The 23,485-nt window shown below is 36.1% G+C and carries 19 protein-coding genes and 1 tRNA gene; 13 read left to right on the forward strand and 7 right to left on the reverse strand.

Translation table 11 applies throughout. The features are described 5' to 3' along the window. The first annotated feature begins 45 nt into the window (after window positions 1–45). The 3 genes from RNZ46_RS04890 to RNZ46_RS04900 all read left to right on the forward strand — a co-directional run bounded on the left by RNZ46_RS04890 (window position 46) and on the right by RNZ46_RS04900 (window position 3,575). Complete coding sequence (locus RNZ46_RS04890) at window positions 46–930, forward strand: pirin family protein (RefSeq protein ID WP_316984260.1); 885 nt, start codon at window positions 46–48, stop codon at window positions 928–930. Between the two features lie 189 nt (window positions 931–1,119). Beyond that, window positions 1,120–2,367 carry an amidohydrolase family protein gene (locus tag RNZ46_RS04895; RefSeq protein WP_316984261.1) on the forward strand — a complete coding sequence of 416 codons (1,248 nt, stop codon included), beginning with the start codon at window positions 1,120–1,122 and terminating at the stop codon, window positions 2,365–2,367. Window positions 2,368–2,405: 38 nt separating this feature from the next. After that, window positions 2,406–3,575, forward strand: a complete 1,170-nt coding sequence (locus RNZ46_RS04900; protein WP_316984262.1) for an MFS transporter — start codon at window positions 2,406–2,408, stop codon at window positions 3,573–3,575. Window positions 3,576–3,612: 37 nt separating this feature from the next. On the opposite strand, the gene RNZ46_RS04905 is transcribed toward RNZ46_RS04900, so the two are convergent. Continuing rightward, entirely contained in the window at window positions 3,613–5,952 is a 2,340-nt protein-coding gene (locus RNZ46_RS04905; RefSeq protein ID WP_316984263.1) for a patatin-like phospholipase family protein, read from the reverse strand. A gap of 290 nt (window positions 5,953–6,242) precedes the next feature. Here RNZ46_RS04905 and RNZ46_RS04910 point away from each other — a divergent pair, with 290 nt between their 5' ends. Next, window positions 6,243–7,400: a baeRF7 domain-containing protein gene (locus RNZ46_RS04910; RefSeq protein WP_316984264.1), complete on the forward strand. Its 1,158-nt coding sequence runs from the start codon at window positions 6,243–6,245 to the stop codon at window positions 7,398–7,400. 224 nt (window positions 7,401–7,624) lie between these two features. Here the strand turns inward: RNZ46_RS04910 and RNZ46_RS04915 are convergent. After that, window positions 7,625–7,706, reverse strand: a tRNA-Leu gene (locus tag RNZ46_RS04915). A 115-nt stretch (window positions 7,707–7,821) separates the two neighbouring features. Between RNZ46_RS04915 and RNZ46_RS04920 the strand changes: the two genes are divergently transcribed. The 4 genes from RNZ46_RS04920 to RNZ46_RS04935 all read left to right on the forward strand — a co-directional run bounded on the left by RNZ46_RS04920 (window position 7,822) and on the right by RNZ46_RS04935 (window position 13,429). Beyond that, window positions 7,822–9,210 carry a dipeptidase gene (locus RNZ46_RS04920; protein ID WP_316984265.1) on the forward strand — a complete coding sequence of 463 codons (1,389 nt, stop codon included), beginning with the start codon at window positions 7,822–7,824 and terminating at the stop codon, window positions 9,208–9,210. Between the two features lie 193 nt (window positions 9,211–9,403). Continuing rightward, window positions 9,404–10,267 carry a DMT family transporter gene (locus RNZ46_RS04925; protein WP_316984266.1) on the forward strand — a complete coding sequence of 288 codons (864 nt, stop codon included), beginning with the start codon at window positions 9,404–9,406 and terminating at the stop codon, window positions 10,265–10,267. Between the two features lie 118 nt (window positions 10,268–10,385). Next, entirely contained in the window at window positions 10,386–10,751 is a 366-nt protein-coding gene (locus tag RNZ46_RS04930; protein WP_316984267.1) for a BlaI/MecI/CopY family transcriptional regulator, read from the forward strand. Between the two features lie 2 nt (window positions 10,752–10,753). After that, on the forward strand, window positions 10,754–13,429 hold the full coding sequence (locus tag RNZ46_RS04935; RefSeq protein WP_316984268.1) for a M56 family metallopeptidase: 2,676 nt from the start codon (window positions 10,754–10,756) through the stop codon (window positions 13,427–13,429). A gap of 22 nt (window positions 13,430–13,451) precedes the next feature. Here RNZ46_RS04935 and RNZ46_RS04940 read toward each other — a convergent pair whose 3' ends face one another. Next, entirely contained in the window at window positions 13,452–14,678 is a 1,227-nt protein-coding gene (locus RNZ46_RS04940; protein WP_316984269.1) for a purple acid phosphatase family protein, read from the reverse strand. Between the two features lie 273 nt (window positions 14,679–14,951). Here RNZ46_RS04940 and RNZ46_RS04945 point away from each other — a divergent pair, with 273 nt between their 5' ends. Beyond that, the gene (locus RNZ46_RS04945) at window positions 14,952–16,052 is read left to right on the forward strand and encodes a DUF4407 domain-containing protein (protein ID WP_316984270.1); all 1,101 of its coding nucleotides are present in this window, start codon (window positions 14,952–14,954) and stop codon (window positions 16,050–16,052) included. Between the two features lie 3 nt (window positions 16,053–16,055). Here the strand turns inward: RNZ46_RS04945 and RNZ46_RS04950 are convergent, their stop codons facing one another. Continuing rightward, window positions 16,056–16,343 carry a hypothetical protein gene (locus tag RNZ46_RS04950; protein WP_316984271.1) on the reverse strand — a complete coding sequence of 96 codons (288 nt, stop codon included), beginning with the start codon at window positions 16,341–16,343 and terminating at the stop codon, window positions 16,056–16,058. A gap of 215 nt (window positions 16,344–16,558) precedes the next feature. Between RNZ46_RS04950 and RNZ46_RS04955 the strand changes: the two genes are divergently transcribed. Both RNZ46_RS04955 and RNZ46_RS04960 read left to right on the forward strand, forming a co-directional pair. Continuing rightward, the gene (locus RNZ46_RS04955) at window positions 16,559–16,990 is read left to right on the forward strand and encodes a YybH family protein (protein ID WP_316984272.1); all 432 of its coding nucleotides are present in this window, start codon (window positions 16,559–16,561) and stop codon (window positions 16,988–16,990) included. Between the two features lie 3 nt (window positions 16,991–16,993). Then, complete coding sequence (locus RNZ46_RS04960) at window positions 16,994–17,467, forward strand: GNAT family N-acetyltransferase (RefSeq protein WP_316984273.1); 474 nt, start codon at window positions 16,994–16,996, stop codon at window positions 17,465–17,467. Window positions 17,468–17,473: 6 nt separating this feature from the next. On the opposite strand, the gene RNZ46_RS04965 is transcribed toward RNZ46_RS04960, so the two are convergent. Continuing rightward, entirely contained in the window at window positions 17,474–18,796 is a 1,323-nt protein-coding gene (locus tag RNZ46_RS04965; protein ID WP_316984274.1) for a S28 family serine protease, read from the reverse strand. Between the two features lie 137 nt (window positions 18,797–18,933). Between RNZ46_RS04965 and lhpI the strand changes: the two genes are divergently transcribed. Continuing rightward, on the forward strand, window positions 18,934–19,893 hold the full coding sequence (lhpI, locus tag RNZ46_RS04970) for a bifunctional Delta(1)-pyrroline-2-carboxylate/Delta(1)-piperideine-2-carboxylate reductase (protein ID WP_316984275.1): 960 nt from the start codon (window positions 18,934–18,936) through the stop codon (window positions 19,891–19,893). Next, the gene (locus tag RNZ46_RS04975; RefSeq protein WP_316984276.1) at window positions 19,886–20,953 is read left to right on the forward strand and encodes a proline racemase family protein; all 1,068 of its coding nucleotides are present in this window, start codon (window positions 19,886–19,888) and stop codon (window positions 20,951–20,953) included. Before lhpI ends, RNZ46_RS04975 begins: the two co-directional genes overlap by 8 nt. A 5-nt stretch (window positions 20,954–20,958) precedes the next feature. Here the strand turns inward: RNZ46_RS04975 and RNZ46_RS04980 are convergent, their stop codons facing one another. Together RNZ46_RS04980 and RNZ46_RS04985 are read right to left on the reverse strand one after the other, a co-directional pair. After that, on the reverse strand, window positions 20,959–22,179 hold the full coding sequence (locus RNZ46_RS04980) for a M24 family metallopeptidase (protein WP_316984277.1): 1,221 nt from the start codon (window positions 22,177–22,179) through the stop codon (window positions 20,959–20,961). Between the two features lie 10 nt (window positions 22,180–22,189). Continuing rightward, entirely contained in the window at window positions 22,190–23,482 is a 1,293-nt protein-coding gene (locus tag RNZ46_RS04985; RefSeq protein WP_316984278.1) for an aminopeptidase P N-terminal domain-containing protein, read from the reverse strand. Window positions 23,483–23,485: the final 3 nt, after the last annotated feature.

A 23,485-nucleotide genomic window follows, 5' to 3' on the forward strand; every position in this document is an offset into this window, starting at 1 on the left:
AACATAACACCTTAAACCTATTAGTAAAAAGATAAAAAAAACAATATGTCAAACATCAAACTCATTATAGAAGAAAGAGCCACCAACATTGGTAAGTTTATGGTGGGGCGTTTATTACCATTTCGTCAAAAACGAATGGTTGGCCCCTTTATTTATATAGACCACATGGGCCCCGTAAAATTAAATGAACGGGAGAATTTTGATGTGTTGCCGCATCCACATATCGGGCTTTCAACCCTAACTTTTTTATTTGAAGGCAGCATTATGCATCGCGACACACTTGGAAACGAAATTGAAATAAAACCCGGAGCCGTTAATTGGATGACCGCAGGAAAAGGCATTGTGCATTCCGAACGTACACCAGACTATTTACGGGATTCTCCGCTATACATGCACGGTCTGCAAATCTGGGTGGCATTGCCAAAAAACCTGGAGCAAATGGAACCTCAGTTTTCTCATATTGAGGAGAAACAAATTCCAAGTTGGACCGAAGGCGACCTACAATTTAAACTCGTAGCTGGCGAAGCTTTTGGTAGAAAATCGCCCGTTCCGGTTTTCAGCAAATTATTTATGCTCGAAATAAAAAGCAAAACAAAACAGGTTGTAAATATTGGTCATGAACTTTATGGTGAAGCGGGTTTGTATATCCTTAAAGGCGCTATTGAAAGTGAAGGGAATATTTACGAACCTAAGCAACTATTGGTAGCTAAGGACAGTACACTTTGCGAGTTTACCATTAAGGAAAATAGTACCATTTATATTTTTGGCGGTGAACCTTTTCCCGAAGAACGCTATATAGATTGGAACTTTGTGTCGTCAAGTAAAGCGCTTATTGAAGAGGCCAAAGAAAAATGGAAAGCAAAGGAGTTTCCTAAAATTGAAGGGGATGAATCTGAATATATTCCGTATCCAACATTCAATAGAAAATAAAAAATTTGCTAATTAATTCTATACTGATCTATATCATTTCATTCTTAATACGTTGAGTGTATTTTAGGTCGCTGATTGAAATCACTTATTAACAATATTTTACGAGTATTGATAGCAAAATGGCCCATGTTCATAACACATAAAATTACTGAAATATTAAGCATAGTATTAACCTAAAATTAGTCTGAAATGAAAAAAAAGTTCTTTAATGCGAAAATTTATCGCAACGATTCGGCAACCGAAATAATTGTAGAAAATGGAAAAATCACTCACATTGGAACTAATTTACCGAAATGTGATGAGGAAATTGATCTTAACGGAAAACTCGTTTTACCGCCTTACGTCGATCCACATTTACATCTGGATTATGTTTATACCTTATCGGAATTAGGAAAAGAAGGCGCAGGTTCCGGTACACTTTTCGAAGCGATTGAGCTTTGGCCACAATTCAAAAAAACGCTAACCGTAGATAGTGTAAAACGATTAGCCATGAAGGGAATTCATGACGAAGTTTCTCAAGGCGTGCAACACATTCGTACTCATATTGATGTCACCGATCCAAACTTTACGGCATTAAAAGCCATGTTGGAAATGAAGGAAGATTTAAAAGATATTGTTGATATTCAAATCGTTGCTTTTCCACAAGAAGGTATGTATATGTACAAAGGCGGACGCGATTTGGTGGAAGAAGCTCTTATAATGGGCGCCGATGTTGTAGGCGGCATTCCGCACTACGAGCCTGCCAGGGAATTTGGCGAAAAATCCGTTCATGATACGGTTGAGTTGGCTTTAAAATACGATAAGCTGATTGATGTACATTGCGATGAAACCGACGACCCACATTCGCGCTTTTTAGAATTATTAAATGCCCTTGTATTTATGGAAGATTATGGCAGTAAAACCACCGCAAGCCATACCTGTTCCTTTGGTTCTGCCGATGATTCTTATGCCTTTAGGATGATGGATATTTTCAAAAAGAGCAATATTAACTTCATCTCCTGTCCAACTGAAAACGTGTATCTACAAGGCCGTCAAGACACCTATCCCAAACGCCGTGGATTAACTCGCGTGAAAGAGTTTATTGAATCTGGAATTAATGTGGCCTTTGCACAAGATTCCATCAACGATCCATGGTACCCTATGGGCAACGGTAATATGATGAATATTCTGGACAACGGCATTCACTTGGCTCAAATTATGTCTAAAAAAGATGTTGAAACAAATTTCGATTTAATCACCTATAACGGCGCACGCTGTTTGAATATTCAAGATACTTATGGTTTAGAAGTCGGGAAAGCAGCAAACTTCATTGTATTAAATGAAACTTCGGTTTATGAGGCTATTCGTAGACGAGTAGATGTGTTGGCCTCGGTTCGTAATGGTGAATTTTTGTTCCGCAGAAAAGAAATGGCTTATGATATTCCTTTAAATCTTTAAATAGATATCAAATTCTCAACAAATAAAAAAGAAATATTATGAGTAAACATATTTCCGAACAAGCCAAAAGTGCGTTTCCTTGGTTGATCATGATTTTAATGTCATCAGTAACATTTGTGGGGATTCTATCAGAATTAATGCCCTCGGGAGTGCTCCCTCTTATGATGGACGATTTAAACATTAGCGAAGTGCAAACAGGAAATCTGGTAGGTTACTACGCCATAGCTTCGGCCATTTTTGCCATTCCACTTATTTCAATCACCATGCAGTTTAATCGCAAATATCTGTTGATGATTTTACTTGGTGGATTCGCTATTTCAAATATCATCTCCGGACTTGTTTATGATTATACCGTTATCATTATTTTAAGAATTATTGGAGGGATTTGCGCCGGTGTGATGTGGCCCATGATTGCCGCTTATGGCATGCGATTGGTAGATGAAGACAACCACGGAAAGGCCATTGCGGTAATTATGGCAGGAACAACATTAGGCATTAGTGTGGGCATGCCTATTATGACTGCCATTGGAAATGATTACGGCTGGAGAACCGAATTTATTGGACTTGGTGGCTTTATCATTCTTATAGCTTTTATTGGTTTTTTTGCCTTACCATCAACACCCGGTGAAAAATTGACGAAAAGTTCGTCACCATTTGCACTATTAAAAATACCATCCGTTTTACTTATATTACTGCTTACGCTACTTGGAGTTATTGCACATTATGGCGTTTACGTTTATATCACAAGTCTTGTTGATGAAATTCAGCTGGCCGGAGGCGTGGAAAGTGCCTTATTGTTTTTTGGAATTGGGTCTTTGATTTCGGTGTTGTTGGCCATAAAATTCACCGATAAATATTTAAGATTGCTAACCATATTAATGTTTGCTTTACTTATTATTTCTATGGTTATTTTTCTCATGTTTGGCGGCACAAAAGGTATGGGGCATTTTGCCTTCTTTTTGTGGGGGCTTTCGTTCGGGCCATTGGTAACTTTGTTGCAAGCTGGTGTGAGCAGACAAGTAGAAACTGCCAAAGATGTTGCCACTTCGGTCCAGTCTTCGGTGTTTAATTTATCGATTATGGTTGCGTCATCGGTTGCAGGGTTATTACTCGGAATATATTCGCCCATGAGTCTGGTTTATTTCGCAATTGCATTGTCTATTCCAGGAATGATTATCGCCTTTTTCTCGAAAAAGACTTTAGGTTGATCTTTATGGAATTGAATGATTATGAAAGGATGATTTTTTAGTTTGAAGGATTAATAGGAAGACCAATACCTATAAAAAATCGAACATTTTCAGTGCTATTCACCCACGAGACATCGAAATTTACGGGACCGAGCAGCGACTTATATGAAACCGTAGTACCAAAAGAAGCAAGGTAACTGGGGGCATTATAATGTTCCCATTTACCATTTGCAGACAAAACCTCACCAAAGTAATCGTTAAAGTTACCATAACCTACAGAAGCAACGTCTATGTGCGGTGTTAAATACAAGTTTCGAATTGTTTTTATTTGAAGTCCAACATCAACTTTTATAAATTGACTCACTGCTAATTCACTTTCAGATAAACCAGGAAAAGTATAATTATCATTTCTCGGATCTATTATATTACCTCCCAAAAAATATTTGGCGCCATACCCAAAAGTAGAAAAGAGATAATCGTTTTCTTGGACATTATCTTTAAAAATAAAACCAGATTTTAGACCTAAAATTCCGGTCGTTTTTTCTGAAAAAGGAATTCTTCCCATAAAACCTAAACTTAATTTAGTGTAGTTTTTTGCTGCCACGTCAATATCCGGAATATTAGGATCTATATAGCTAACTTGAAGATTATTATGTAATGACCTCGAAAGGCTACTTTTAATTTCTACGCCACTCGAAGGATAAAGTACATCATTTAAATTGCTGAATTTAAAATGGGCATATACCTCGTATGTCGAAAAATTATATTGTTTTAAACTTAGAATATTGTTGTTCAAATTGGGGTCGATTGTAGGCTTTAATTTGCTATAATCATATTTTACACCTAAGCCAACAAAACTTTTTAACGCGCTAATGTTTCTGTTCACTTGATTGTCGAATTCAAAATAATGAAATTTTACCCGATCTACATTTTTACCTTCAATAAACAGCTTTTGCTCCAGCAATTGACCAAACATTTCCGTACGCCACCACCAGTCCCTATCGCCGCCAAAGTTCTTCTGGTATTGCAATCTCACCTTTGGTTGTTCTGCTATATCCAAAGTAATAAGGGCGCGCGATGCATCACCAAGAATATTTCTGCCGGTATAATTAGCAATAAGTCCCGCGCCGCGATACCCATCAAAGTGTAACGACCCTTTAATTTGATGCTTAGATTTTTCAACCCCTTTTAAAACCAGACCAAGTTTACCATCCCGTCTTAATGGTGCAAATTCAATATCCTTAAAAATTGTGGTTCCCATGGCTCTTCCCAAACCATTTTCAATTTCATTTGTCGTGTATTCTATATGGGCTCGCAAACCTGTTCTGGCTTTAACCAGCGCTAGATTTGATTTACTGATATTTTGATATACAATAGTATCAAATACGAATTCGTTCTTTACAACCGGAAGTTCATGTTTTCTTTGTTTAAACTTTTTCAGCCTTTTTGATAATGCGACCAAAGCCTCTATATTTTCATCTGTAGCTATTTTACCTTCTTCATAAATCTCGCTTGCCTTAAAAAAGTCTGCTGTAGAATATGTTAAATAAGGCGCATGATCAATAAGTATATTACAAAGTTTACGATTTGCCGGACGTTTTGTATTGCTATTCATCATACTCCCTTGAAACAGTAAAGAGCTAATACTATTTAAACTTTCAATGGTTTGAATTTGATCACCAACATCGCTACCAATAATAAAGTCCGCTCCCAAATTTTTAGCAACATCAGTCGGAAAATTATTCAGTAATCCGCCATCTACCAAAAGTGTATTTTTATAACGAACAGGCGAAAAGACACCGGGAATAGACATGCTAGCACGTATAGCCAGAGGCAGTGAGCCGCGATCTAAGACAACCTCTTTGCCATTAATTATATCGGTTGTAACAGCTCTAAATGGAATGGGCAAATCATCAAACTGTTCAATACCATAACTTGGTACGGCAAGTATAGCAATAAACTCTCTCAGGTTTTGATCGTTAAGTAAATAGGCTCCTGGACTAATTTTTCCCTCTTTAAAATCCAATTCGATTAAGTATTTATTGTACTCGCTCTTTTCTTCGGCGCCCACTTTATTTAGCACTACACCGCCACCCAAAAGTTTTTCCCAATTGGCTTTTTTTGTTAGGTTTGCAATGCTGTCGCCAGAATACCCCATCGCATAAAGCCCACCTACAATACTACCCATGCTATTACCTACTATTAGGTCTGGCACTATGTGCAAGGAATCCAACACTTGTAAGGTACGAATGTGCGCCACACCTTTTGCGCCACCACCACTTAAAACCAATGCTACTTTTGGTTTTTTTTCTTGTGCAAAAAGTAACTGTAAAAATGCCATACAAAAAAATAGCCCTAAAAAACTTAGATAATTTTTAGATTTTATGTTTTTTGTCATTTCCACCATAGGTTGTTTTGGACGGTTACTATTTCAAAAATAACATTTTCAATCCCATGCTTCGAAAAAATAGATTATTTATATTTATTACCAACTTAAAGAATTGAACAATAGGTTACTTATCTTTTTTACTTCAGAACAGATATTGCGCATTTCTACTAGGTAAATTGTTAATAATTCAGTATATTTCAAATATACTATATGATGCCGTATGACTACTTTTCAAAGTGGTTTTACAGTATATTTTAAGATTTTATAATTTTTTTATCAATAAATTTAAACTGAAAACTATGCCATTAATAACTAAAAAAGAAATAGCCGAATTACACGATATAAATCAAGAAAATTGCATTTCAATTTTTATTCCTACGCATAGAGCGGGTGAAAAAGTATTGCAAGATGAGGATGCATTGGCTTTAAAAAACCAATTGAAAGACGTTAAAAACAAGTTGAGCAAAAAGGGGCTCAGTGCCGATGACATCAATAAAAAAACACAACCCGTTCAGGAACTCATTGATAACAGTTCTTTTTGGCGCGAGCAATCTGATGGTCTTGCTATATTTATTGCCGACGATTTTACAAAAACATATACGCTTCCGGTGCATTTCAAGGAGTTTAACTATATCTCAAATTCGTTTTACTTAAAACCCTTGATGCCCATGTTTGTCGGCGATGGGAGTTTTTACTTATTGATGCTCGAGCGACGTAATGTGAAATTATACGAATGCACCCAACACAGTTTTACAGAAATTATTATCGACGACCTAATTCCAGAAAGCAAACGAGACCGCGTAGGGTTTGATTATGAGGAAAAGAACCTGCAATTTAGAACAGGGCAAGCAGGCTCGGGCTACGCCATGTATCATGGCCAAGAGGCAGCCACAGGAAAACGCAAAAATGAAATAAAAAAATACTTAAGAGCGATAAATGATGGAATAGCCCCAATTTTTAGAGAAGAAAATATGCCATTGCTAGTTGCTGCACAAGATTTTATTTTTGACATCTACAAAGAGGTAAATACATATACTAATTTAAAAGAAGAAAATTTAAACACAGATTTTAGCAATACCGATATCTTTGATATCCATGAAGAAGCTTGGGAAATCATGGCTCCTATATTCGACCAAAAAAGAAAAGATAAAATAGCACGTTTCAAAGATGAACAAGGCACCGGCAAAACGGCCATTGGAATAGATAAAATTATTCCAGCGGCTTTTGATGGAAAAGTTGATACCTTGTTTTGCGAAAACAAGGCGGATATTTTTGGTAACTGTACAGAAGAAAACAACCTCATTACCGTTACCCAAAGTGAGGAAAACGACGGCGCTATATCATTGATGAACCTTGCTGCCATCAGAACTTTTTTAAATGGTGGCGAGGTTTATTTACTGGACAAAGAAGAAATGCCAAACACAAATTCTAGGGTGAATGCTTTGTATAGGTATTAGCTAATGTAAAAATATAAATAGCCTTAGCTGAAGTTAGCAACTATCATCACAGTTGCCGAGATAAGAATGCCTGATGTTATTCGGAAAACTCCCTATGACATCATTTTGCGAACTTTACTCATTTTTAAGGATCGGGTTTATCGAATATCTGATTTTATCTTAAAAACAAAAAAACCTCTCATTCCTGAGAGGTTTTCTAAAACTACAAGTTTACAGTTTATTCGTGCGGGCGGAGAGACTCGAACTCTCACACCTCGCGGCACTAGATCCTAAGTCTAGCGTGTCTACCAATTCCACCACGCCCGCATTAGTCCGATAAATATCGGGATGCAAATATAAACAAGATTTTTAAATTGCAAACTTCTTTACCACTAAAAACATTCTTTTTTTATACTTTTGGAAATAACTTTATATTCTCACCATGACCAACGTAAAATCATACATTAAAGAACATAAACAACGCTTTTTAAACGAACTTATCGAGCTGTTAAAAATTCCATCGATTAGTGCCGATTCAGCCTATAAAAACGATGTACTTAAAACGGCAGACGACATTAAAATCAGCCTTGAAAAAGCGGGGTGCGACCATGTAGAAATATGCCAAACCAAAGGCTACCCAATTGTTTACGGCGAAAAAATAATTGACAAAAATTTACCAACCGTTTTGGTTTACGGCCATTACGATGTACAACCACCAGACCCTTTAGATTTATGGCACTCACCGCCATTTGAGCCGGTTATCAAAAAAACGGAAATCCATCCGGAAGGCGCTATTTTTGCACGTGGTGCTTGCGACGATAAAGGCCAAATGTATATGCACGTTAAGGCCATGGAGTTTATGACGCGTACCAACCAACTGCCCTGCAACGTAAAATTTATGATTGAAGGCGAAGAAGAAGTGGGCAGCCCAAACCTTGCCATATTTGTAAAGGAAAATCAAGAGAAACTTAAAAACGACGTTATTCTTATTTCCGATACGGGAATGATAGCTCCCGATGTGCCTTCCATTACCACAGGACTTCGCGGATTAAGCTACGTGGAAGTTGAAGTTACAGGTCCAAACCGCGACTTACACTCGGGTTTATATGGCGGTGCCGTGGCAAATCCTATTAACGTGCTGTCTAAAATGATTGCATCGCTTCACGACGAAAACAACCACATTACCATTCCAGGATTTTACGATAAAGTTGAAGAACTCTCAAAAGAAGAGCGGGCAAAAATGGCAAAAGCACCCTTTAATTTAGAAGATTACAAAAAAGCATTGGATATTAACGCGGTTTACGGCGAAGCGGGTTACACCACCAACGAGCGTAACTCCATTCGTCCAACCTTAGATGTTAACGGCATTTGGGGCGGTTACATTGGCGAAGGTGCCAAAACCGTAATTGCCAGTAAAGCCTATGCCAAAATATCAATGCGGCTCGTGCCGCACCAAGATTGGGAAGAAATTACCCAACTGTTTAAAACCCATTTTGAAAGTATTGCACCCGCAGGCGTTACCGTAAAAGTAAAGCCGCACCACGGCGGACAAGGGTACGTCACCCCAATCGACAGCATCGGTTATCAGGCGGCAAGCAAAGCGTACCACGACACCTTTGGCAAAACCCCGATTCCGCAACGCAGCGGAGGCAGCATCCCCATCGTATCGCTTTTCGAGCAAGAATTAAAAAGCAAAACCATTTTAATGGGCTTTGGTTTAGACAGCGACGCCATCCACTCACCAAACGAGCATTTCGGAATTTTCAACTACTTAAAAGGCATCGAAACCATCCCATTATTTTACAAATATTTTACCGAACTATCTAAATAATTTTTTGGGTGTTACCTCCTTTTGCTTTTAGTAGCAAAAGGTGGTCGCGCTTTCCACTATATCTTTTTAAAACGTCATTGCGAAGGAGGAACGACTGTAGCAATCTGTTTAATTTTAGTTTTATGCAAATTTGTTTACAGTCCATTTTTAAAAAGGATGCCGTTTTAATCGCTAACACAACTGGCGTAACCAAATGAACAATCAACACAACCAACATCTTTTTCTACTTGTATTAGCAACACTTTTTATAAGCACCTCTGGGGCTTTGGGCAAACACATCGATATGCCAACACCCGTTATTATTTGGTGGCGTGCTAGTATTGCTGGGGTAATTCTTTTTATATTTTGCAAGTACAAAAAGATCAGCCTAAAAATAAATTCAAAAAAAGATCTGATTCTTTTTGTTTTAAGCGCCCTACTTATGGCAGGGCATTGGCTTACGTATTTCTATGCCTTAAAACTGTCAAATGTCGCCATTGGCATGTTATCCTTATTTGTTTATCCCATACTTACCGCATTTTTAGAACCGCTTTTCTTTAAAATAAAATTCGACTCCATTTATATATTCCTCGGCATTTTGGTGCTCATTGGCATTTACATATTGGCTCCAGAATTCGATTTGGAAAGTACTCACGTAAAAGGCATTCTGTTCGGATTGGCTTCGGCCTTAATGTATGCGTTACGCAATATTGTTTCAAAAAAACTCCTAAGCAATCAGTATCATGGTACCTCGATAATGCTATATCAAATTGGTATTGTTACTTTGGTTTTGTCCCCCGTTTTGGTTTTTATGGACACCTCTGGTATCGCGACCCAATATCCGTATGTTTTAACTTTAGCCATCTTAACTACGGCGATTGGACACAGCATGTTAGTTAACAGTTTAAAGCATTTTACCGTAAGCACCGCCAGTATAATTAGCAGTATTCAACCTATTTTAGGCATTGTAATCGCTTTCTTTTTTTTAAATGAAATACCAACTTGGAACACCTTTTTTGGCGGACTCATTATCCTTTCAACCGTGGCAATTGAAAGTGTGAGATCGAGTAGGCAATAGATTTTATTTTGTAAATCTCACTGGTTTTTTTCAATTATAAATTCATTTTCTTACTCTACACTTGTAGAATTAAAATATTTATTCTACATTTGTAGAGTTAATTCTAATATTGTAGAGCATGCAACTATCTAAAACCGAAGAAGATTTAATGAACCACTTGTGGAAACTCGAAAAAGCGTTTATGAAAGATTTATTGGATGAATATCCAGAGCCAAAGCCAGCGACCACAACCGTTGCCACACTTTTAAAACGAATGACAGACAAAGGTTTTATAGCTTATAACTTATTTGGAAAATCTCGCGAATATTATCCGTTGGTTAAAAAGAAAGACTATTTCTCAAAGCATGTAAACGGATTGATAAAAAACTTTTTTAACGATTCGGCAAGTCAGTTTGCATCGTTTTTTACCAAAGAAACCAATTTAACAAAAGAAGAATTAGAGGATTTAAAAAAACTAATCGATAACGAAATTAAAAACAAATAATCATGTTTTTACTTATTTTAAAATCCAGTGCCTGTTTAGCGGTTTTTATATTGTTTTACAAGTTGTTTCTTGAAAAAGAAAGCGTGCACCATTTTAAACGTTTTTATCTTTTGGGCGCTTTATTGGTTTCTATGGTTATTCCGTTTATAACCTTTACAGAATATATTCAAGTAGAACCTGGTCAAGAATTTATGCCGTTTCAACCCCTAGCATTTACCTATGCTGTTGTTGAAAAAAACACAACATGGCAAGAGTATATCCCTTATATTTTATGGAGTATTTATGCTTTGGGAGTCATCATATTTTCAATACGATTCTTAAAAAATCTATTTCAATTATTCCAGAAAATAAAAACCAACCCCAAATTTAAAAATCAAAACTTTATCAATGTTTTATTGGTCGATTTAATACATCCGCATACCTTTTTTAATTACATTTTCTTAAATAAAAACAAATACGAGCACAACCGCATCCCAAACGAAGTGCTCTGGCACGAGCAAACGCACGCCAAACAGAAACACGCTTTAGACATTCTATTTTTAGAAATACTTCACATTATATTTTGGTTTAATCCGTTGCTCTATTTTATAAAAAAAGACATTAAACTAAATCATGAGTTTTTAGCCGACCAAGCCGTTTTAAAACAGGGTGTCGACACTAAAAATTATCAACAATTATTACTTGCATGCTCATCTCCCGACGACTATCGGGATGCTAGAACTAATCAGCTAGCAAATGCCATCAATTATTCATTAATCAAAAAACGATTTACAGTTATGAAAACACAAACTTCAAAAAAAGTCTTTTGGCTTAAAGGATTACTTATTTTGCCCATTCTCGCTATGTTAATTTACGGTTTTAGTGAAAAAGAAATTGTTGAAAAGGAAATGGCTTCATTTAAATATTCAACTACTCAGGAAACAGAAAAAGGTGCTACAACAGCCATGATGAATGAGTATAAAGCATTCATAGAAGAAGTTGAAAAAACAAATACAATTTGGGCGCCAAAATTAAATAGAGCCATTGCCATTTATGATTTAATGACAGAGGCACAACGTGCAACGGTTAAAAAATATCCAGAATCGCCGCTTGCTAATTTGGCCACAATAAAACCAAAAACCCCAACCGAAACCTTATTCAATTCATGGAAAAACAAAACAGAATTTGCCATTTGGATTGATAGCAAACATGTACCCAATGAAACTTTAAATAATTACAAAGCTTCAGATTTTAAATATTACACCAGAAGTTTTGTATATAATAATGCTAGAAGCGAAAAATTCCCTCAGCCCTATCAAAATCATTTATACACAAAAAAAGGTTTTGAAGCATCTTATTTAAAAAGGAATGTAAATAATTATAAGAGTCTGAAAAACGACTATTTAAAAGCTAAAAAAGAATTTATAAATTCGGGTAAAAAAGATGATTCTGAATTACGGATTTTAAAAGTTAGATTAGATAAACTTTATAATTTGCTTTCAAAAGAAAACATTGAGAAATATAATGTTAAATTAATTTCTTCAACAAACAAGTTAGAATTACAACAAAAACGCGATAAACACGTCCTCATCTTAATAAACAAAAAAGGACAATTATTAGTAAATGATAATTTATGTAAAATTAAAAACCTAAAAAATCATTTGAAAAAATTGTCCACAGAAGAAAGTGAAATTTCAAGCGTAGACATAAAAACTGATACTGATGCGCCAAAAGAAATAATAAATAAGGTTATAAAGACTTTAAGAGAATTAGGCATTCTTAAGGTTAATCTTAATAAAGATACTTATGAAAAACCTACCCAACAAAAAGCAACACCAAAAGAAGTTGCCGAATATAATAAGCTAGCAAAACACATGAGTAAGCAAATAAAAAATAAAGGCTCCATCAAGCTCAAACAAGTAAAAAGGCTTAAGCATCTTTATAGCTTAATGAGCAATAACCAAAAAGAACAAGCAGAACCGTTTCCAGATTTATCCTTAGTGCCACCACCGCCACCGCCAGCCCCAAAACCGGCAAAAGCAGAATTGGTTGAAGTTCCTGCAAAATCACCAAAAGCTCCAAAAGCTCCAAAGCCTCCAAAAACGGACAAAACAAAAGAAGTTGTACCGCCACCTCCTCCGCCAGTAATAAAACCATCGGGCGAAAATAATAGCAATCATTCTGAAGAACTACAAAAAGCATGGAAAGCTTTTAAAACAGAAGGCGATACATATGGGGAGGCCGTACAAAATTATTCAACAAACAAAAAAGGAACATTAAGCGCATTGAATAAGAAATACAAAGAAGTTATGAAACTTTACAAAGCCTACCATGACATTGCAAAAAACGAAAACCAAAATGCAGTTCCGCCACCGCCGCCTCCAATGGATCCTTTTTCAACTTACTCTAGTCTGGCACAAAGAACCAAATATATTCCTGTAAATAGAGAGAATAACCTGCAACGCTTAAGAGTACTCTACGATAAAATATCAGATTCTAAAAAAAACAAAGTTGAGTCCCCAGATAGTATCGGTAATTACATCAAACAATTAAATAGTCTAACAGCTGAACAAACTAAAAAAGTTACCAAACTATTAAACAATATAAATAAAAAGGCTAAATCTGAGGGCAGAAAATTTTATTCGACAGAAGAATATAAAATGCTAGAAGACTTATATGCTAGTATGATATCAAACTAAAAAATATACTATAAACCGTTTCTTAACCTGTTACAATATATTCTCCCACTTGTTTACCACTATCATCTATCATTTTTACTTCAAGCTTATCTTTATTTGCAATAAGGTTTGTAATGGTTCTATTTCCTTTTTTGGGGCCACCACCAATAATAATTGGATAGGAATGGTCTTTACTCGGTAAATGCACACCATGCCTATGCGTATGTCCCGCAATAACAAGATCTATTTTATACTTCTCAAACAAAGGGCTAAATACTTTCCGGCAATGTAAAGTGCCATGCCAATCTCCAGAATGATAAGGAGGAATGTGCATAAATACTACCTTGTATTTAGCACTTTTACATTCTGGTTTCTGCATTTCTTTTTCAAACCAAAGGGCTTGCTTTACCCTAAAGGCATCAAAGTCTACAATGCCAGAGTATTCATCATCATCATCCGGTTTATCTTCTCCAGTATCTAACAATGTTAAATGCACTGGCCCCTTTGTAAAAGAAAAGAAATACTCGTTGGTAGGATATGAAAAATAGTTTTTTAATTCTGATCTAAATTTACCCCTGGTTTCATGATTTCCTCTCAGCATTATAAACGGTTTGTTATTTGCAAACAAACTAGCGCATGGCGTCAATAAGTTCCTAATTATTTGAGCCTCGTCTTCTTCATAATCAAACATATCTCCATTCATTATAGCAAAATCAAAAGGTCTGTTATTTACTTTCAACAAATCACCAAATGAATATGGCCTATCATGAATATCATTAAAAATAACACAACTTACCTCATCTTCATCTAGCTTAGGTGTTTTAAGTGTAAATTCATCTGATTTTATTTTGGTTCCATATTTTAAATCATATGGTTTAAATTCAATAATTTCTTTAGACACTACTTTGTATTTATACGTTGTATTTGGTTCAAGATTATTTAACCTAATACAATTTATTCGGTTATAAGCTGTAACAAAACCATCAGAAACTGTATGTGCTTTTTGTGTTAAATTACTTATTCCAAATTCTACCCAACTATAGGCTTTATTATTTGTAATAAACATAACATCAACAGAATTGGAAGTTAGATTTTGCAGATATGGAAATGTAAGAAAGGTATGTTCGTTATTATTAGATACTACCAAATCGCTTTCATTATTTGCTAACGCAGTACTTGTTGACACCAAACCGACAGTAGCGGTTAAAGCGCTAGCTTTTGCCACATCTTTCAAAAATGTTCTACGGTTATTTTTACTGTTTTTTTCCATCTAATGTTAGTTTATTTTTAGCAATTAATCTGTTTTCCATTTGAAATAGCCTTTAGATTATAAAAATTCATCTGAGACAAATCATCATTGTTAAATTTACTGAAATAATTTACTGAAATAGAGATTGTTTTAAATTAAATATGAACCTGTATTATACATAAAAAAATAAAATAGTGTTACATTGAAAACCTTGCTATCCATTTTTACAATTTTTTTGTAACAATTCACCAATTTTAGCGTTCTAATAAGCATCAATCAAAAATCAATCACATCATGTTAAAGCGCTTTTTCATTATCTGCTCGGGCAGCGACACCGATATTTTAAACTCCTGTTCGGTTGGCGAACAAAACAAATACGCCGGTATTGGCGCCACCGTTTTCTTTACCGCAGTAATGGCTTTTATCGCTAGTAGTTATGCCCTTTACACCGTTTTCGACAATCTTTACACGGCCATTTTTTTCGGTATCATCTGGGGCTTGCTCATTTTTAATTTAGACCGCTATATTGTTTCAACCATTAAAAAAACCGGAAATATTATCGATGAAATTATTCAAGCATCCCCAAGAATTATTTTAGCCATTATTATAGCCATCGTAATTTCAAAGCCTTTAGAATTGAAAATTTTCGAAAAAGAAATCAATCAAGTGTTATTGGAACAAAAAAACGAACTCACGTTGGCCAATCAAAACCAAATAGCCGAACAATTCTCTCCAAACATCGCTTCACTACAAAACGACATAACAAATTTACAACAGCAAATAGACACTAAAGAAGCCGAGGTTAATGCACTTTACGACACCTATATTGCAGAGGCGGAAGGAACGGCAGGCACCAAGCTATTGGGCAAAGGACCGGTTTATAAAGAGAAACGGGATAAACACGACGCTCTATTAGCAGAACTACAGCAGTTAAAAGCCGAAAACAAAGCCAAAATCACCAACATAGAAAATGAAATAACGACACTTAAAGGTGCTTATGAAACTCAGGTGGCAAGCACCCAACCCATAATTAGCAATTTTGATGGTTTAATGGCGCGGGTCAACGCTTTGGGCGAGCTACCTTGGCTGCCCTCTTTTTTTATATTCCTATTGTTTTTAGCTATTGAAACCTCACCTATTTTTGCAAAACTGTTATCGCCAAAAGGGGCTTACGATTTTAAACTTGAAGACCAGGAAACCGCTATAAAAACCACAGTGCTTCAAAATAAAAACCAACGCGAAACCTTGTTGAAAACAGATTCTGCGATTAATGATCGTATTTATACCGATTTAGAAAATGAGGAAGAATTATACACTTACAAGCGCAAAAAAGCGAGAGAACTTATGCAGCTTCAAGCCGATGCTTTTATTAAGCATCAAAAAAATGCACTGTGATAACTATGCTGCGGTATCTGGAGCGTCCGATTTAAAATGCTCGTATAAATCCTTGCAACCCAAACCAATAATCGACATTTTCTTGTTTTTGGATAAGGCTTGGTAATGCAATTGCGCCAAAGCATCAACACCGTATTTATCCATCCATTCAATATTTTCAATACTAATAGTAAGGGCGTCTACGCGTTCAAAAACATTATCAAACGCACTTTTAAACACATTTAAGTTGCGTTTATTAAGAATGCCTTTCATTTTAAAAAAGTTGTTGTAGCTTGTAATTTCCAATTCCATAACTAAGTTGTTTTAAGTAGTTAAACAATAAATCTGAGGGAGACTAATTAACTGATTGTCAAATAAAAGTATACAACATTAAACGAATTTGCAGTATTTAATCGATGAATAGATTTCAACTTTAGACAAAATCATAATAAATGTCAAAATAATCGACGAGCAACCATTTTTAAAATAAGATTTTGCTATTTTTACTTTTATAAAAAAAACCATTTATGAAACATATTATAGTATTGCTTTGCCTCGTTTCTTTTTTGAACGGCACCGCACAATCCACTGAAGACCAAGACAAAAAAAGCATAGAAAAAGTTTTAAAAAAGCAAAGAATTGCCTGGTCTAAAAATAATATTGAGGAGTTTATGGAGGGCTATTGGAAAAGCGATTCGCTTAAATTTTATGGCAAAAATGGTGTCACTTATGGTTGGTACGACACTTTAGACCGCTATAAAAAAGCCTATCCAACCGAAGACCACACGGGAAAGTTAAGCTTTAAACTAAACGATATTTCCAAAATAAACGAGGGTGCGTATTTTGTTTTGGGCGAATATCATTTAAAGCGCAACGTTGGAAATGCTACTGGGATTTTTATGGTTATATTTAAAAAAATTAATGGGGAATGGAAAATTATTGCCGATACCTCGAGTTAAATTATGCACCCAAAAGTTAGAAAAGCGACCTTAAAAGACCTGCCTCTTTTACTAGAGTTTGAACAAGGTGTTATTGAAGCCGAAAGACCTTTTGACCCCACCATAAAAACAGAACATATAACGTATTACAACCTTCCTGAATTAATTACAAGCCCAAAATCTGAAGTTTTTGTTGTTGAAATTGAAAACGAGATTGTCGCCTCTGGTTACGCAAAAATTAAATCGGATAGGCATTATTTAAAACATAAAGAGCAGGGTTATTTGGGGTTTATGTTTGTTTCGGAAAAACACAGAGGCAAGCAACTTAATCAACTTATAATTAACGCCTTATTACAATGGTGCAAAACCCGTAAAGTTTTTGAAATTAGATTGGATGTTTATCAGGATAATACATCCGCCATTAAGGCCTATGAAAAAGCTGGGTTTAAAAAACACATGATTAATATGCGTTTAGATATTGAAACCCTGGAATTATAAAATCCGTTAGTCTTTTTTTATAGGATATATTGTTATAGCATCGCCCAACCAACCACTTAGTGTATCATATATTTTTTGTTGATCTTTCTCTGAAAAATCTTTAATTCTAGTTCCGTGGTGTCCATCTTCTAAAACCATTTTTAAGGCATCCACATGGGGTTTCGGTGTTGGCGCACAAGCACCCCAAGGATCGTTAGCGCCATAAATGTATAAAATGCGGTCGCCTTTATTTTCAACATAATGTCTAACTTTTTTAATGTATTCAGGATTATAGGTTAAATCGACATCAGTTGGAGCAAATCGCCTGTTTGAAGACGATTTTACAACTTTAAGCAAATCTTTTACAGGATCTAAATGAAAACCATAATAGCCCAATTCTACCATGTGCTGATAAAAAGACGGCAAATAATGATGGAACCCTTTATCGTTATACAAACCCATTCCAGAAATTTTAATTAAATACTCAAATCGTTCGCTTGCCGTAGCCGCTTCAGTTGGAATATCCTCACAGTTCCCGCCCCATTGCCAAAACGAAAACGGAAATTCCAATACAGCATACTCTAAAGCTTCAGGCATGTGAACTTGAGTAAACGCCATAGCTTCTTTTTCGGCGTAAGCTTTCAACGCTTTTAAAACCGTATCGCTTTGTTTCAAAACAGCTCTTTGAAATGCTACAATTTTATTGCGACATTCATCGGTACCAACTGAATTTATTAAATTTTCAGTTCTTATATCTTCTTGCGTATTTATTAATGGCGCCACGTAAGGCACCGCCACATCGACATCGTTTGGGTATTTAGATTTATAAATTAAAACCGTTTCGCCACCTTTACTTATGCCTGTTGAAATCCATTTATTTGTGTAAAGTTGTTTTAATTTTGATACGATGCTGTGGTAATCTTCAACCGCTTGATCGTTTTTTAAATACTGCCACGGAATGGGTTCTGGTCTGGATTTTCCGTAAAACCGATACTCAACCATAACTTGATTGGACTGCAGAACCTTACTTAACTCGTAGGTTTTATGTTTTGCGTTATAGCCTTCGGTAACCAAAACGGTAGGTTTCGAATAATCGGCATGCGACACATACACATAGTGATTAAAAGTCCCCGCTTCCAAATTATCGTGGTTTAAAGGCTGTTTTAAAATGAGCTGATAGGCTTTTTTAAAGTGATCGTCTACTTTTACCGGACTGATTTCTGCCGAGGGGAACAACACTTTTAGCTGTTCCTCGAATGCTAATCCTTCTAACTTTACTGCAGATTCTTTACAGGAAAGTATAGCTAAACTTACTAAAAACAGAATGAATATTTTTTTTATGGTATGCATTTGTAGTCATTTTAAGTTTTAAAGATAAGCTTTTACAAAAAGTACACATCTGTATTATATTATCCAAAATATGTATGATTTTAGTTAATTGGTAAATAATATTGAATTAAGATGTCGGATTTAGTTATTTTTAGCTTATGGAAAATATTTTACAAATAGACACCGATTTTATTGAAAACAATACGGTGTTTTCTGAATTAATTGAAGCCCTAAAAAATGGATTTTGCAACAATAAAACCCTGATTCCTATGCGGCATCATCACGATTTCCCAAACCCAGAGGTGAATGCCGATTCTACATTGTTATTAATGCCAGCATGGAACCCAAGTAAAGATGCCGGTGTAAAAATAGTTACGGTAAGTCCAGAAAACGGTAAATTTAAGTTGCCTTCCATTCAAGGCACATACATATATTTTGATGCCGTAAAAGGCAGTATAAAAGCCATTTTAGAAGCGAAAAGTTTAACCGTAAAACGAACTGCAGCGGCATCGGCTTTGGCGTCATACTTTTTATCCCGGAAAGATTCAAGTTCTATGTTAATGATTGGCACCGGTGCGCTATCCATCAACCTCATTAAAGCCCATGCAGCGGTGCGTCCCATAAAACAAGTGTTTGTTTGGGGGCGCAATATTGAAAAAGCTCAGGCCATAGCTTCAGCCTTAAAACACGAAAACTTTAGCGTAAAAGCCATTAAATCCATTGAAGAAAAAATAGCTGAAGTTGATATTATTTCGAGTGCTACACTATCTAAAACACCTTTGGTTTTTGGTAAATATTTAAACCCAGGGCAACATATTGATTTGGTTGGCGCTTATAAAAAAGATATGCGCGAAGCGGATGATAAAACCATTAGCAAATCCTCCGTTTTTATTGATACCTTTCAAGGCGGATTAAAGGAAAGTGGCGATATTGTTATCCCGATAAACAAAGGCATTCTCAACAAAGAAGCCATAAAAGCAGACTTATTTCAGTTGTGTTCAAATAACAAAATCGGTCGCACTTCCGAAAATGAAATTACCGTATTCAAATCGGTTGGACATGCCCTTGAAGATTTGGCCGCAGCTGGGTATTATTACAATAAATTTAAAAATGAATAACACCTATCAAAATATTTTAAATAAATCCAATTTTAAACCACCAAAAGATTGGTTGCAAATTAAAACCATCGATATGCATACCGGAGGAGAACCGCTACGGATTATTGTGGATGGTTTTCCCGAATTAAAGGGTAATTCCGTTTTAGATTACCGTAGATATTGTAAAGAAAATTATGATTATTTACGTACTACGTTAATGTTCGAACCTCGCGGACATGCCGATATGTATGGCTGTATTTTACTGCCGCCAAACGACGATGATGGCGATTTCGGAATTATTTTCCTGCACAACGAAGGCTACTCAACGATGTGCGGACATGCCATTATTGCCATTTCCACCTTGGCAATCGAAATGCAATGGATTGCCCCAAAAGAAGGCGATAACGTGATTAAAATTGATGCGCCTTGTGGCAGAATTACATCGTTCGCACATGTTAAAAACGGCAAGGTAACAGGCGTACGTTTTCATTGTGTACCGAGTTTTGTGGTTGGTTTAGACCGCAGTGTTCATGTTGAAGGTTTAGGACAAGTCACTTACGATTTAGCTTATGGTGGTGCTTTTTATGCTTATGTGGACATGGCTAAAAATGATTTTAATTTCAACTTAAAACCAGAATCCTACCAGACTTTAATTGCACAAGGCATGGCTATTAAGCAAGCCGTTATGATAGCTGACAAAGACATTTTACATCCGTTTAAAGACGATTTAAGTTTTCTTTACGGCACTATTTTTATAGACAACACCAAACAACCTTCGGACAACGACAGCAGAAATGTTTGTGTTTTTGCCGAAGGTGAAGTCGACAGATGTCCCACCGGCTCCGGGGTATCGGGCAGAATGGCCATTCATAAATTAAGAAATGAAATTGATTTTGGTGAAACCATATCTATTGAGAGCATTACAGATTCTGTGTTTAAAGGCTCTATAATTTCTGAAGAAGATTACGGCCCTTTTAAAGCTGTAATCCCACAAGTGGAAGGAACTGCGCATATTACCGGCATGCACACGTTTGTTATTGACCCCAGCGACCCGATGAAAAACGGTTTTATTTTAAGGTAAATGAGTTACGATATCCCGAACGGATTTTCAATACTATGCATGGGTTTTGTAAACCATTTTGGACCGTCAGTAGTCATATAAATATGGTCTTCATGACGTACACCAAATTCGTCTGGCACAACAATCATCGGTTCATTACTAAAACAAATTCCCGGTTCTAAAACAGTTTTATCACCTCTAACAATATAAGGATATTCGTGAATATCCAAACCTATACCGTGCCCCACACGATGGGGTAATCCTGGTAGTTTATAATCTGGCCCAAGGTTATGCGATTCTAATACTTTGCGTGCTGCGTAATCTAAAGATTCACAGGTACTGCCCAATTGTGCTGCATCAAACGCCGCTTGTTGTGTTTCTTTTTCGACATTCCAAATACGACGTTGCGCATCATTCGCTTCACCAAAAACATAGGTTCTTGTAATATCTGATAAATAACCGTTTAGCATACATCCCGTGTCCACTAAAACCATCTCGTTCTGCTCTAAATTCTTGGGTGTTTTTACACCGTGCGGAAACGAGGTGTCTTTTCCAAACAACACAATGCAAAAATAAGATCCCGAGGCAATGCCATAGCGCTTATGCGCTTCGTGAATAAAATCGACCATTTCCTGAGCGCTAATACCAACTTTTAAAATTCTGGCAGTCGCTTTTTGAACTTCTAAAGTAATATCCATAGCTTGTTGAATGATGGCTATTTCGGCTTCAGACTTCACCATTCTACACGCCGAAATAATGGGGTTCGCATTGGTAAACGTAAAGTCGGGTGATGCTTGTGCTATCCCATCGGATATTAAGAAAGCTGTGGTTTCATCAACGTAAATTGTTCCGCTTTGAACGCCGTTTTCTTTAAGAATCTGATTAAGTAATTCGTACGGACTTTCATGTTCTTCCCAGCCATGGATTTTGCCTTCAATAGTCATAAAATCCAAAATGGTGCCCTCTTCAAATAACGGTGCTATAAAATGCAACTTTCCATTTGGAAACAATAAAGCTCCAACCATTCGTTCACTCGGATTCCAGCGCATACCCGTGAAATAATACAAATTGGTTCCTGCATTTAAATACATAGCCTGCACATCGCTCGCCTTCATTAGCTTACAAGCTTTATTTATTCGCGCTTGAAATTCTTTTTTATCGATAGGTTTTACCAAATGTGCCGTTGGGATAATGGCATTTAATTCGGCTTCAATAGTAGAACCTCCAATTCCTTTTGTACTCATCATATCATCTTCTTTAATTATTCATTAATGCCTCAATTGCTTCAATTTCAATAGGCATCGCTTCGGTTAAATTAATATTTCCGGTGTCTGTGATTAAATAATCGTTTTCCAAACGGCACCCAATGCCCTCTTCGGCAATATAAATTCCGGGTTCGCAAGTTAACACCATGCCCGCTTCAAGGGGGCGGGAATACAAACCAACATCGTGAACATCTAACCCAATGTGATGCGCAGTTCCGTGCATGAAATACTTTTTATACAAGGGCTTATTAGGGTCTTGCTTTAAAACTTCATTGGCATTTAGCAGACCCAATTTGATTAATTCGGCTTCAACTAAACGTGCCATTTGCTGCTCATATTCAGACGGTATCACTCCCGGTTTCAACAATTTACTGCCTTCTTTTAAACAGTGTAAAACCGAGGTGTACACTTCTTTTTGTCGTTTTGAAAACTTTCCGTTTACGGGAAAGCAACGTGTGGTATCACTATTGTAATTGGCGTAACACACTCCAAAATCCATTAAAATCATGTCGCCGTCTTTACACAAAGCATCGTTGGAGTTATAATGCAATGCACAAGCATTTTTACCGGAAGCCACAATGGGCTGAAAAGCATGCCTTTTTGCGCCAGATTTAATTAAGTTATGCGCTAATTCGGCTTCCAATTCGTATTCTTTAATATTGGGTTTGCAGGCTTTTAAAACACGTTTAAAAGATTCGACACTGATATCTGCGGCTTTTTTTATCAATTCTATTTCTACATCCGATTTAATTTGACGCATATCCCTTGTAATTTTGGCTGCTCGATAATATTCGTGCAAAGGATATTTTTCTTTACACCAGGCAATCATCCTATCTTGCTGTGTTTGCTGATTTTTGGTTACACGTTTTGCATGTTCGTTATGACCTAAATAAAATCCATCGGCCTCAAAAGCCATGTATTGCAAAACCATTTCGAAATCCTGAATCCATTCTACGCGCTTAATCCCCGATATTTCTGTGGCCTTTTCTTTTGTTAATTTTTCGCCATCCCAAATTTTAATATGTTCGTTGGTTTCTTTTATGAATAAAATTTCCCGGCTTTCTTTTTTATAAGCTTCCGGGTATAAAACCAAAATGGTTTCCTCTTGATCGATTCCTGAAAGATAAAACAAATCGTTGTTTTGGGTGAATCCCATCACATCATCAGCATTATTGTGCTGCACATCATTTGATGTTAAAATGGCAATGGTATTTGAATTCATTTTAGAACAAAACCCTGTTCTATTTTTAATGAATAATGTATTTGAAATTTGATTGTATCGCATAAT

It is taken from the genome of Hwangdonia lutea (assembly GCF_032814565.1).
In the GTDB taxonomy this organism is placed as follows: Bacteria; Bacteroidota; Bacteroidia; order Flavobacteriales; family Flavobacteriaceae; genus Hwangdonia; species Hwangdonia lutea.